11 protein-coding genes are annotated in these 12668 nt (G+C 45.4%); 8 read left to right on the top strand and 3 right to left on the bottom strand.

Translation table 11 applies throughout. The features are described from left to right. Positions 1 to 8 precede the first annotated feature (8 nt). Positions 9 to 791 carry a helix-turn-helix domain-containing protein gene (locus ACLHR0_RS28585; protein ID WP_429047308.1) on the top strand — a complete coding sequence of 261 codons (783 nt, stop codon included), beginning with the start codon at positions 9 to 11 and terminating at the stop codon, positions 789 to 791. Positions 792 to 832: 41 nt separating this feature from the next. Next, on the top strand, positions 833 to 1402 hold the full coding sequence (locus ACLHR0_RS28590; RefSeq protein ID WP_429047310.1) for an alpha/beta hydrolase: 570 nt from the start codon (positions 833 to 835) through the stop codon (positions 1400 to 1402). Positions 1403 to 1452: 50 nt separating this feature from the next. Here the strand turns inward: ACLHR0_RS28590 and ACLHR0_RS28595 are convergent, their stop codons facing one another. Then, positions 1453 to 1803, bottom strand: coding sequence for a hypothetical protein (locus ACLHR0_RS28595; protein ID WP_436491233.1), 351 nt, complete (start codon positions 1801 to 1803; stop codon positions 1453 to 1455). A 242-nt stretch (positions 1804 to 2045) separates the two neighbouring features. Here ACLHR0_RS28595 and ACLHR0_RS28600 point away from each other — a divergent pair, with 242 nt between their 5' ends. Then, the gene (locus ACLHR0_RS28600) at positions 2046 to 2543 is read left to right on the top strand and encodes a hypothetical protein (RefSeq protein WP_429047313.1); all 498 of its coding nucleotides are present in this window, start codon (positions 2046 to 2048) and stop codon (positions 2541 to 2543) included. 35 nt (positions 2544 to 2578) lie between these two features. Further along, positions 2579 to 3202 carry a Crp/Fnr family transcriptional regulator gene (locus ACLHR0_RS28605; RefSeq protein WP_429047314.1) on the top strand — a complete coding sequence of 208 codons (624 nt, stop codon included), beginning with the start codon at positions 2579 to 2581 and terminating at the stop codon, positions 3200 to 3202. A 38-nt stretch (positions 3203 to 3240) separates the two neighbouring features. Here ACLHR0_RS28605 and ACLHR0_RS28610 read toward each other — a convergent pair whose 3' ends face one another. Further along, positions 3241 to 4398, bottom strand: a complete 1158-nt coding sequence (locus ACLHR0_RS28610; RefSeq protein WP_436491235.1) for a WG repeat-containing protein — start codon at positions 4396 to 4398, stop codon at positions 3241 to 3243. A gap of 229 nt (positions 4399 to 4627) precedes the next feature. On the opposite strand from ACLHR0_RS28610, the gene ACLHR0_RS28615 reads away from it, so the two are divergent. From ACLHR0_RS28615 to ACLHR0_RS28630, 4 genes are all read left to right on the top strand, one after another. After that, entirely contained in the window at positions 4628 to 5689 is a 1062-nt protein-coding gene (locus ACLHR0_RS28615) for a hypothetical protein (protein WP_436491237.1), read from the top strand. A gap of 15 nt (positions 5690 to 5704) precedes the next feature. Beyond that, positions 5705 to 6175: a hypothetical protein gene (locus ACLHR0_RS28620; protein WP_436491239.1), complete on the top strand. Its 471-nt coding sequence runs from the start codon at positions 5705 to 5707 to the stop codon at positions 6173 to 6175. A 58-nt stretch (positions 6176 to 6233) separates the two neighbouring features. Beyond that, positions 6234 to 6578: a hypothetical protein gene (locus tag ACLHR0_RS28625; RefSeq protein WP_436491241.1), complete on the top strand. Its 345-nt coding sequence runs from the start codon at positions 6234 to 6236 to the stop codon at positions 6576 to 6578. Positions 6579 to 6959: 381 nt separating this feature from the next. Then, positions 6960 to 7739, top strand: coding sequence for a hypothetical protein (locus ACLHR0_RS28630; protein ID WP_436491243.1), 780 nt, complete (start codon positions 6960 to 6962; stop codon positions 7737 to 7739). Here ACLHR0_RS28630 and ACLHR0_RS28635 read toward each other — a convergent pair. Next, the gene (locus ACLHR0_RS28635) at positions 7725 to 12605 is read right to left on the bottom strand and encodes a PKD domain-containing protein (RefSeq protein ID WP_436491245.1); all 4881 of its coding nucleotides are present in this window, start codon (positions 12603 to 12605) and stop codon (positions 7725 to 7727) included. The genes ACLHR0_RS28630 and ACLHR0_RS28635 overlap by 15 nt on opposite strands. Positions 12606 to 12668: the final 63 nt, after the last annotated feature.

The following is a 12668-nucleotide window of genomic DNA, read 5'->3' on the forward strand; positions in this document are numbered from 1 at the left end:
TTATACCGATGGAAGTAGCCGAAGTATTTATTGCCTGCAAGAAAGAGGCCCATTACAGCCGTGAGCTAATTTTACCGCAACCAGCGCTGGTACATATAGTTTCCGGCGAAATGAGGATTGTTACTGCGGAACGTCACTATCAGTTTTTTGCAGGCGATACAATCTTGTTACCCCGTAACCAATTGGGCAGGATGAGCAAACTCCCTTTGGCGGGGCAGCCCTGCATCGCCATATCAGTAGTGTTCCGTAAAGAAAAGCTACAGCAATATTATACGGAGAATCAGTTGGCCACTTCACAACGCCATGGTGCGGAGCTCATGGTTTTAGGAGAACATCCCTTATTGAAAAGTTTATTCAATTCTTTACAACCTTACTTTGAGCTGGCCGATGCTTTGCCGGAGGACATCGCTGCCTTAAAAGTCGAGGAAGCCATTCGTGTACTCCGGGTAATTGACCCTCAGGTGGATCTGCTCTTGGGGCATTTTGAAGAGCCCGGCAAACTGGACCTGGTTAGTTTCATGGAGCAAAACTATTGTTTCAATCTTCCGCTGGAGAAATTTGGTTATCTGACCGGCAGAAGCCTGACTACCTTTAAAAAAGATTTCAGAAAAGCTTTCAACAGCACACCCGGCAAATGGCTCACCCAAAAACGCCTGGAACTGGCACATTACCAGATCTCTGAAAAAAAACGAAAGCCATCCGAGGTTTACCTCGATGCAGGTTTCGAGGATCTTTCCCATTTTTCCTATGCGTTTAAAAAACATTTCGGATACAGCCCCGGCAGTTTGTAGAATAGCGATGCTTTATTAACTACCTTACTAAACGAAGTGCTATGAGTTATGAAATATTATTAATCCAGGGCGCGGGCCTTGTAACCACAGAAGAAGAACAGGTAATTGCAGACGCCCTGAAGGCTGAACTTGGCAATGAGTTCAGGATTATATACCCGCCTATTCCGGATGCTGACAATCCCAGTTATCAGGCCTGGGACGCTGTTTTAACGGCCAGCCTGGAAAACTTATCGGGAAAGGTTATCCTGCTCGGCCACTCGTTAGGAGCCTCTGTAATATTAAAGCATTTTTCCCAGGAGCCGGTTGCGGATAAAATAATAGGAATGATCCTGTTCGGTGTTCCCTATTGGAAGGATCAGAACTGGGATGTTTCGGAATATGTTATAGAAGATGATTTTGCAGGTAATCTTAACAAGCTGGATAATATTTATTTTTATTACTCAACAGACGATGAGGTGATTCCCCGTCAGCAATTTGAAACTTACCAAAAGTTAATGCCACAGGCAAATTACAGGGTGTTTTCAGGTATGGATCATTCTTATCACAGGGCAATACCGTACATGGTTGCAGACATCAAGGATTTGGCAACAAAAGCGCAGGAAGAAAGGTAGTCACTGAATAAAAGAGCAGCGCTTTGAAAAAGGCGCTGCTCTTTTATTAATTAATATTCCTGGAAGTCATAATACGAAACGGGGCCGCCGTTTACAGCCACCTGTACATAGGTGTTTGCATTGTCTGCCGCATTACAATAAACCGGGGTCGATGGTGTAAGGAATCCATATCCGTTCGCGGAATATACTATGTAACTGCCGGAAGAAACATACAAATAATTGCTCGACCAGCTTAAGCCGGATACAGGGCCATTGCCAAAGGCATAGATGAAATTCCAGGCGAAAGCCGGCGCCTTCACGCCAGGGATGGAAACTGTTTGTTTTAACGCGGAAGTGGCTTTCATGCTAAAACCGCAGCTAAGAATGATGGCTGCGGTCAAAAGTAGAGTCCTTTTGCTCATAAGATAACATTTAGAGGTTAATGTGATTAAACTTTCTAAAAGTTAAAAAGACTTTCTTTAACCGGTTCATCAATTTGTATCATAATGTTGACAATTTGTATCATTATAGAGGATAGAGGTTGCAACGGAGTGGTCGATCTTATCATGATGCGTAAGCGTCCGAATAAAACATTTTCTGAAATTAACTTAAGTGAAAAAAAAACTGCTGATATTCCCCCAGCTTTGCCTAAAAATATTCAATTATGGGAATATCACCTTTAGGCATCTTTCATACTATTATTGGTGTGGTAGCCATTATCGCAGGACTGGCATCCTTTTTTAAATTTGGAAAAATCAGCCTGGCTCACTGGTCAGGCAAGGTTTACTTTCTCGGAACACTGGTTACATCCCTGACCGCGCTGGGCATCTCCAGGCATGGAGGGTTCAATCCCGGGCATGGACTTAGTTTGTTGGTGATTGCATTGATAGGCATTTCATATTTCCTGTTTAAAAGAAAACAGGAAAGTAAAAAAGCGCGTTACTGGGAGAACTTTTGTTTTTCATTCAGCTTTTTCCTTTCTATGATCCCAACTGTCAACGAAACTTTAACAAGGATTCCGCTGCATCACCCGTTGGCAAGCGGACCGGGCGACCCTGTGGTTGGCAGAACGCTGTTAGTGGTACTGGTATTATTTATTGCGGGCGCTGTTTATCAGTTTATCAAACAGAAAAAATTCAACAAATCTGCCGGAATACGGTAACTTATTATACATTAGTAGAAAATTGATGCAGATAAATGATTACTACTGATGAAACTTATTTATTAAGACAGGTAATAAGAGAATTTTCAGGACTGACAGAGGAGGATCTCTCTGTTAGTCTTGCTTTTTGGCATAAACGGAAAATTGCAAAAGGAGATTTTTATAACAAGCAAAATGTTGTTTGTAAAGATTTGGGAATTGTGGTCAAGGGAATGTTCAGAGTTTATTATTATGACCCTAAAACCGATGAGGAAAGAAACATTTTTTTCTTTTCCGAGCATCAATTTATTGTTTCTTTCAGAAGTTTTATTTTTCAGTATCCCTGTGTCTACTATATAGAAGCATTGGAGGATGCAGAGATCCTGTGCCTGAATTACCCCGATCTGCAGGATTTATACGCATCTCATAAAGGATGGGAGAAATTTGGGAGAATTCTTGCAGAGCATTTTTTTAATCATTCTCAGGGAAGGACAGAAGAACTGCTGTTTTTAACCCATGAACAAAGGTATCTGAATTTACTACAAGAACATCCCAACATTGTGCAGCGTGTACCTTCGTTTCATATTGCTTCTTATTTAGGTATCAAAAATCAATCGCTGAGCCGCATAAAGAAGCGGATTTCGGAAAAGAAGAATAATGACAAAGCAAATATAGGCTAATTCCGATTTAGATAGAAAGGGACGTGGAACCAGGGAGGTTATTTAGAGCTACTCAATGGATTCTTAATAACGCTTACTGAATCCTCACTATTGCTCACAATAGCCAGCCCTTCATTAAACTGCCCGGCTTCGGTAAATTGTGGTGGTATGATCCATTTACCTTTTGTGTCAATATAACCCCATAAATCATCTTGTCTTACCGCCAGTAGCCCTTCGCTAAAATTGCCTTCAGTGCCGGTAATACGTTTACCTGCGGCATAAAGGAGCAGTTTGCCTGTTTCTGTGAAATTGCTGTCCAATAAGTAAAGGAAGCCCTCTTTGCTGTCACCCGCCTTTCCACGTATGATGCCCCAAAGAGGCCCGCCATCGTAATCTGGCGGCAACCTGTCAAAACGGGGAGCTAACCTTATTGTGCCTTTCTTATCCACTAATCCATAGTGCCCATCTGCAAGGAACCTGGCGATGCCTTTTTTAAATATTGTTACATCATTTATATTGTTGGCAAGGGTAAACAAGGTATTACCTTTCTTATCAATTATTGCATGGTATTCGTCTCCTTCGTTTTGGTTCCCTGTTTTTTTTGTTCCTGTTACTACCGCCACGCTATCTGAAAAATAAAAGGTATTGCTATACTGATAGGGGATCACCAACCGGCCGGCAGTATCCGCAAATCCGTGACGGAAATTGTTATCTTTATCTGCCTGGAAAACTTCCAGCAGGCCTTCTTTAAACATATAGGGCATACTGGTAGGTTCGGCTTTTATACTTTCCGCCGTAAATATTATTTTGCCATTAGTGTTGATACAGGCCCAGCCTTTACCTCCTGGAATCCACACAATGGCGCGTCCACAGGAAAAAGGTCTTGTATCCTTATATCCTGGTTCAATAACCAGTTTTCCTGTTTTATTAATATAACCATAGAGATCAGCACCCGCTGGTACTACCGACGCGAAGCCTTCACTAAACGGGGATGACAGATTATATTGGGCGGGTATTTTCCACTCACCTGCGGCATTGATAAAACCATATAGTCCATCTCTTTTTGTTTTTACGCTCAGGAGTCCCTCACTCATAGGTTGTATCCGGCTAAACTGTCCCGGTGGGATGGCATATTCCATTTCCTGCGCGCACGAAGTAAAATAAAAAAAGCTGCTTATTAGCAGCGATACTATCTTCAATAGATTATTTTGGTTCATCAATTATTTCATTTTGATGGTTTCTGCAAGCGTATATTGATATTGGCTTTTTAAAAGTAGTACAGTTTTACCGGCAGATAAATACCTGAAAGCAGGTATTTATTGTAGCCCGTGTTATGGTTACTTTTAGATTTAAAACACAACGACCATCTTGTGAAAAAACTTATGAGTCACGTATTTTTTTATCGGGATAATGAATAGCAGATTTTTGATTTCTTTTTTCTTGTTGATGCTTGCATCACCCCTTATTTATGCCCAGGCATACAAGGGCGTTGTAGAAAAATTTTACGGTGCCCTGGGAAAGCGGGATTTTGACAGTGCCTATGCGTTGTGTACCGGGCCTCAATGGGGCACCCTGCAACAATTTGCCGATTCAGGCAGTTACGGCGGTATTAATCATGTTATCCTGTCGTCTGTTACTTATAAAAGACAGCGCGACACTAAAAACATGGAAGCAAAAGTAGATGTGGTAGTAAAAGACCCGGTGAACGGTGACGGAAGGTATATCCAGAACTTTGTGCTGGTAGAGAAAGAACACAAATGGTTTATCCGGAGTACCAGCCTGTTACAAACTGACAGGGCAGAAAAAGGCTGGAACCTTAAATTAATAGACCAGCCCGGGTTGGACAAAGCGACGGTGAATAATTTTATAAAACCTGTATACGATACTGTGAAAACCGATGCGGCTGTTAATAAAAAGAGCGCTCAACGCATTGTTAACGATCCCCGGTTTTTTCAAACTCCTGGTGGCGTATATGCGGTAGTAGTGGTGGAGAATCCCGGGCGGGAGCAGGGCATTCTTAGCTACGGCTGGTGCGATGTCTTTGTTTTTGAGCAAAAAGATCAACAATGGCAGATGACAGATTTTAAACTACATGCGGGAGGTGGCGGTATGTACGGCAATTCCGGAGGATTTAAGAAGTTGCTTCAGGCCGGGACTAATGTGGTAGCTTTGGTAATCGCCGGTGGGCAAATGCATATGGGAGATCTGGTGGAACAAGATGACATTATTGCGATGGAAGCCGGTAAATTATACAACCTGACTTCTGTCGTGGTCCATCATAGCTATGGTGATTTTGGGTCGTCGCATGATGAAAAGAGCCTGAAAATATGCAACGAAAGAAACTATTTGTTTATCAAATCAGAAAAGAAAAATTACGACCTGAAAATTATACGCAGCAGTTGTCTTGTCTCTAAAAAGGAAACGAAAACAGACAGCGTCATTATTCCCTGGATTGATAAGAACTATAGTTTTCCGGAAGCGCTGATGCATGAACCGGAAGCAAATTAAATTTAAGAAGAGATTATGAAAAAGATAAAGGCGATTGCAGTTGTCATTTTATTGTTACTAGGCAGAAGTACCTTTGCCCAAAGCTTTAGTCTTGAAAATTTAAGGCAGATGAATAAAATGAGTATGGACGCTTTCAGGATAGAGATGGAGGATAAGCAGAAGTTTGTTTTTGCTAATAAAAGAATGCCGCCGGAGGAGCCGTATACATACCACGCTTATGAACTGAAAAAGGAGGGTGGAACATTAACTATGGAAAAAATATTGTATTCTGACAGGCCTAATACAATAACCTACAACACTATCTATAAAAATGACCTGGAAACCATTCAGCAACAATTATTGAGAGAGGGGTATAAGGTGAAGTCGACCAGTAAAGTATTCGGCAACACGGTACAAATTACAGATTATACGCTGAATGGAATGGAAGTGCAACTGGTTGTACCGATGGCCGGTAATGGTATGCGTTATGGCATTACCGTGCGTTAGCTTTAGCAATATGTAACTTTATGCAGGATAAAAACGTTTAATAAAAAAATGCAACCCTATGAGATTTATCTACTGTATTTTAGCTGCAGCATTGTTAGTAGCGGCCTGTAAGAAAGACAGGAAAAAGACAACCGCCTGTAATGTGGAAAATCCTGTGGCGAATCTACCCTGGCTGAAACATGCCATCGACAGCTTTGTGTCGCTTAAGCAGGGCGGCAGTGTAACACTGGTCAGCTACAGGGGAGAGGATTACATCAATATCCAACAGAACATAATTTCCTGCTGGCCCTGTGGGTTGCATACCTGCGCCGGGAAGCGCTTATTTTATCCCGGCGACAGCGCATTGATCAGCGACATTGCAAGGAATGGCGAGCCGAAGGTGATCCATACTTTTGGGGAGTAAGATGGGGTTCCCAACCCTGAAACCATTCATTTATTACCAGGAATTTTACCATTTCTTGCTCCTTCCAGTGATAAGCGAGCGGGTTGGACAGCACCTGCTTCAGTCATGCCTGATCCCTGCGTATTCCCTGCGTTATCTATACGGTTACCATGCACTCCCCATGGACTTCCAATGGGCTTCCCATGCACTTCCCATACACTCCCCATACACTATGCCCCAACCATTTCCGGCAAAATGTGACAAAAAGCGGCAAAAGCGGCGGGTTTGTTTTTACGTGTGCCTGCCGGTAAAGAACTTCGCATAGTACCTGGTTGATCAACAGGAGCAGCTTAACAGGCATAGCTACCTAAATTGCCTTTCTTCTAACGAAAATACTTTACTATGAGCAAACAAGATGGATTGCTGCAATTTACTGGCCCACTCGAAAATTTATCATTTTATAAAACCAAACATGGTTACGTGGTCAGAAAAAGATCCGGTGTGCCGGGCGCCCGGGTAGCCACAGACCCTGCCTTCCAGCGCAGCAGGGAAAATAGTTGGGAATTTGGCCGGGCCGGAAGGGCCGGGAAACTGCTCCGCACCGCTTTCCGTAATATGATAAGGAACGCAGCCGATGGTGGCGTTACACCCCGCCTCCTCCGGGAATTCCTGAAGGTGATAAAAGCGGATGCGATCAGTGAGCGCGGATGGCGCAACGTGGTGGATGGCGATATAAAAATCATGGAGCATTTTGAATTCAATACAGCGCGCGTGATGAGTACTTCTTTTTATGCACCCTTAACGGCGGCTATCGATCGCGATACCGGCAAGGGAACCGTTGTAATACCGCCCTTCCTGCCGGCAAAGGAGGTGCAGGCTCCGCACGGCGCAACACATGTCATCATTACCTGCGGAGTGAGTGCGATTGATTTTGCCGGAGCGCGTTTTGAAAGTGACGAGGTAAGTAGTGCTCCATTGCTGCTGGATAGCCGCTTTACTGCGCCGTTGACGCTTACCGTCAGTATTTCGCCGCACAGTCCTTTCCCGTTGTTCCTGGCGCTCAGCATTGAGTTTGTGCAGATGGTGAATGAACGGCCGTACCCATTGTCGGACGGGGCATACAGCTCCATGAAGATGATGGTGGTATCTGCTCCGGGTTTGGAAAGATTACTTCACCAGTAAAATGCTTCCTTTGAATTCAAATTTCTCTCCGTTTTCGCAGATGGTTTGCATGTAATAAATATAGCTTCCAAAAGCGGCCGCTGTATTGTTTATCCGGCCATCCCAACCGGCAGAAGGTGCGTTGATCTGGAAATGTGTTTTTTCAAATACCAGTTTTCCCCAGCGATCATAGATGCGCAGGTATTCAATTTCTTTTACGCCTTTTCCCTTAGGATAAATGCGGTCGTTTTGACCATCCTGGTTGGGCGTAAATGCGTTAGGCATAAAAACGGCGGACTGGTTACACAGGACGTGTACCGTAACATCATCTGTTGCTTTGCAGCCATAGCGGTTTTCCACTTCTACGGAATAGATGGTGGTAAGATTAGGAATCACCTGTATGCTGCCACAGCCAGGGCAATTGAGATCCTGTTGTGGCGTCCACTTATAGCTGACTACATCATTACTTGCGGCAGCAGTCAAATGCACAGGAGTGCCCGCGGGAACATTCCGGTCGGGGCCTGCATTTACCGATGGGTGGGGCGCTACGGTTACCTGCAGGGATGATTTATCGGAGAAGCATCCTTTGCTGTCATAGCCTGTTACGGTGTAGGTATAGTTGCCTGTATTCGTTAATGTAGCCGTGGTAGCATCTGTATTGGGATTTGCCAGGCCGCTGCCTTCCCATTTGTAATAGTCTGCACCGGAAGCGTATAATGGCAATACTGCGCCAAGACACAGTGAGGTATCCGGTGTGGCCGTTACCTTAAAGGGTTGGATTACGGCCAGCGTCAATTGATCTGTATTAACGCATCCGTTGCTGTCTGTTACTTTCACGTGGTACGTGGTATTGGTATCAGGACTTGCCGCGGGGTTGGCGGTGAACGGGTTGCTGAGCCCTGTTACGGGTGTCCACTCATAACTGGTGCCGCCGGAAGCCTGTAGTACAGTAGTATTATGTAAACAGATAAATTCACTCAGTGAAGTGGCCTTTGCATTAGGTAAAGGTTGCACGTTGAGCAGGTGGTGGGCCGTATCTGTACAGCCGTCTTTATTGGCAACAATAAGCGATACATCCACAGGACCAGGCTGAGAGAACACTTGTTGCGGAGGTTTATTGCCGGCAGGGGTTTGCCCGTTATGAAAGTTCCATTCCCAGGTGAGGCCATTGTCGTTGACAGCACTGCCGGTGAAGCTGACCGGAGATTCCACACAGACTTTATCAGGTCCGGCAATGCTGGCTACAGGCTTCGTATACACGTTTACGTTGGTAGTTACTGTTTGTTTACAACCATAGGCGGTAGTGGTGGTAAGACTAAAGTCATACTTACCCGGTGCGGGGATAAAGAAGGATGGGGTGGCCGTAGTTTCATTGGAGGGTACCAATGTGGGATGAAAATCCCATTGATAGGTAGCCGGCTTCCCTAATTGATCAATCGAAAAACTGTTGAATACAGGATTAAAAGTAACCGTTCCTTTACCACAAAGGATAGCGGGCGTGGATGATAACTGCACGTCGAGTTTGTCAATAACAATCGGGTTGCGCAGCAGTGCACTGCCCCTGCAACCGGCAGAGTCAGTGAGGAGCAGCCTCGGTTGATAGATGCCTGGCGTTTTAAAAACATGCGTCACTACCTGGTCGTTAGTATGAAGGATAATACCATCTGTAAAATCCCAGCTGAAATCCTGTGTACCCTTGCTAACCACATTAAACCGGATCTCCTTTTCCAGGCAGCCGCCGTCAGAACTGGCAATTATAGCGGCATAGGGGCCTTTTACTTCTATGGTATCAATGTACTGATCTGTTACGCCAGCTTCGCCCCGGGCGGTTAGTATCACTTCATAACGTCCGGGTTCCGTATAGGTATGAATGGGATCCGCTTCTGTAGAAGTGGTGCCGTCGCCAAAACTCCAATGGCTGGAAATATAGCTGAGGGAAGTATTGGTAAAGAAGAAGATCATAGGTGCGCAACTGCCGCCATTAGCAAAAATACCGCTATAGGTAAAGGCTGCACCAACAGCAGACACTCTTACCTGTTTCCTGGCACTGTCTTCACAACCATTGTTATCCTTTACGCGCAGTATTACCTGATGGGTTCCCGACAGTGTGTAGTTATTTACCACTGTTCCGGTGGCGGCAGAAGTATGCCCGTCTCCAAAGTTCCAGTTCACACTGGTAATAGTGCCGCCGGTTTCACTGGATTTGTTATAGAAGAATACATCTGTACCTGGTTTAACAAGATAACTGCTGGCGTCGAATACAGCATGAGGGCCTTTTACCTGGAGGGTGTTGTCATAACCATAGCTTACGCAACCCTCTTTATCTGTTACCTTCAGCATCGGGTTGTAATTGCCCGGCTGCTTGTAGGTATGCACGAAAGGTCCTTTTGTAAAGGTGGCTACCGGGGTGCCATCGCCGAAATCCCATTGCCATTGACTGATACCTGCACTGTATTTCGTAGTGGTAACATCCGTGAAAGTGAGTTCGGTGCCGGCGCATTTTGCGGCCGGCAGTTTAAACCCGGCAACAGGTCCGCGAACGTTTACGGGTATAATGTTACTGAGGTCTATACAGCCCTGCAGGTTTTCGGCTGATAATTGTATCAGTTTTTTACCCGGAGGAAGATTTTTGTAGATGAATGTTTGCTGGTTGTCGGGATCGCTCTGGTCGATGCCATCTGCCAGCCATTTGTAGCCTGAGGTTTTATATATAGCAGGGTTGTAGCTGGTGATAGCCGCGTTCAGCAACTCATTGCTGCATAAAGTAGTTTTATCTGTACTGATGACTACAGGAGAAGGAGCGATCACGGTTACCATCAATCCTTGATGGGTGGTACAGTGACTGTCTTTCGTAGTCAGCACTACCTGGTAAGTACCGCTGCCCGGGTAAACGTGTGTTAAAGTAGCGGTAGCCTTACTATAGGCCGTATCGGTACCGTCGCCCCAATTCCATTCCCAGGATTCCGCTCCTAAGGAATGATCCTCGAAAACGATAGCAGTGCGTTTGTTACAGTCCACCGGCCTTACCGCATACCGGGGGAATGGAGTAGTAGCAGTAATGTATTCCTTTTTCGCAATAGTATCATAGCAGGTGTGATTACCCACTATCAGCTGCACGTCATACGTTCCGGGGCGTTGATAGCTATGCGTGGTGTTTTTGCCGGCGGCGGCGGCTCCATCTCCAAAGTCCCAGCGCCAGCTGTCGCCAATATCTGACTGGTCTTTAAATGCAGCGGGATTATTACCGCATATTTTCGGCGCATCAGGTGAAACGAAGTCAGGAACCGGTTTTTTATATACTTCTACCTTATTCACTGTCTCTACCTTTCCCGTGCAGCCATTGACGGTAGTATAGGTTAAGTAAACCGTATAGATGCCTGCGTCACTATATTGATGGGCAGGAGTTGCCAATGCTGATGCGGGACTACCATCGCCAAAATCCCATAGATAGGTTTTAATGACGTCTGCATTGTTGGTAGCGGCGCTGAAGCTGGCCGTTAGTCCTTCGCAACCGCTGTTGTTTTTTGCTGCTGCGGTTATTTTTACGGGAGATATATCGAAGCTGCTGCTGGTGGTAGCCATACAGCCATCCTTGCTGGTGGTTAGCAATGTAGTGGTGTAGTTACCCTCTGCAGCATAGGTATGTGCGGGGTGTTGCGTGGTAGCGGTTTGCCCGTCGCCAAAGTCCCATTTCCATGCAGCGGCGGCAGGGGCGTTGCCGGTGAACGTGGCGGTAGCCGGCAGGTTACAGAAAAGCGGGACGGTTACGGCGATGTTGGCTGCCGGTGATGGCTTAACATCCAGTGTTTTCTCTGCTACATCCACACATTTGCCGTAGGTAGCGGTTAGTTTAATATGTAACGGACCAGTAGCAGGCGGGGTGTAGGTGGTAGTATTATCCGGGTTGTTTAAAGCCGGTTGACCGTTGATCTCCCAGGCTACTTGGAGCTGACCGGTAGTAGCAAATACACCGCTGTAAATGCCCGGCGTATTGGAACAAACAGGAGATGGAAAGGTGAAATCGGTAGTATAGGCGGCTACGTTAATATCGGCTGCTTTTTTAACCGAGCTGCAACGCAGTTCGTTGGTCACCGTCAGGGTAACTGAATGAAGGCCCTTGCTGGTAAAGGTATGTGTGCCGGGATCTTTTAAAGAAGAAGAGCTTCCATCGTCAAAGGTCCAGTTATAGGCCAGTTGGCCGGGACCGGTGGAGGTATTGGTGAGCTGCACAATGGCGGGTGCGCTGCAGAATATTTTATCGGCGACCGTAAAACCGGCCACAATAGGAGGGGATACCCTTACCAGTGTATCTACCAATTTAAAGCTGGTGCATTGATAGCTGTTGGTAACAATGAGTGTTACGGGATATTTTCCTGCCTGCTGATAAGTATGTGTGCTGGTGCTGCCAGTGCCGGTAGTTCCATCTCCGTAGTCCCAGGTATAAGTGAGCAGGGTGCCGCTTACCGGGTCTGATTTATCTGTGAAGGTGGTTTGCAAAGGCGCGCAGCCGGTTACATTGGTAGCCGTGAAGTCCACTTTGGGCTTAGATCTTACTGTAATAAATCCTGTTTTGGTAATGGTAGAAGATTGTCCGGCTGCATCCTTCACGGTGAGGGACACGGTATACACACCCGGCTTGACATAGGTAGCCCCGGGGTGCTGTTCAGTAGAGGTATAACCGTTACCAAAGTCCCATTGCCAGGATATAGGCTGACCTGTCGATTTATCACTAAATGTTGTTAGTAGCAGTTCGCAATCACTGGTTGATGAAGCATTGAAATCTGCTTTGATTTGTGCTGTTACTCCCGAAAAAATAAAACAATCCGCTAATAGCAATAAAAGTAGTGATGGACCCAATTTAAGCTTGGTGAGGCTAAAAAGGTTCATTCATAGATATGTTATGTACCCTGAAATTACGGTATTAACAGCAATGTACCATAATGTTTTAAA

The sequence above is a fragment of the Chitinophaga sp. ARDCPP14 genome (genome assembly GCF_051362515.1).
Classification (GTDB): Bacteria; Bacteroidota; Bacteroidia; order Chitinophagales; family Chitinophagaceae; genus Chitinophaga.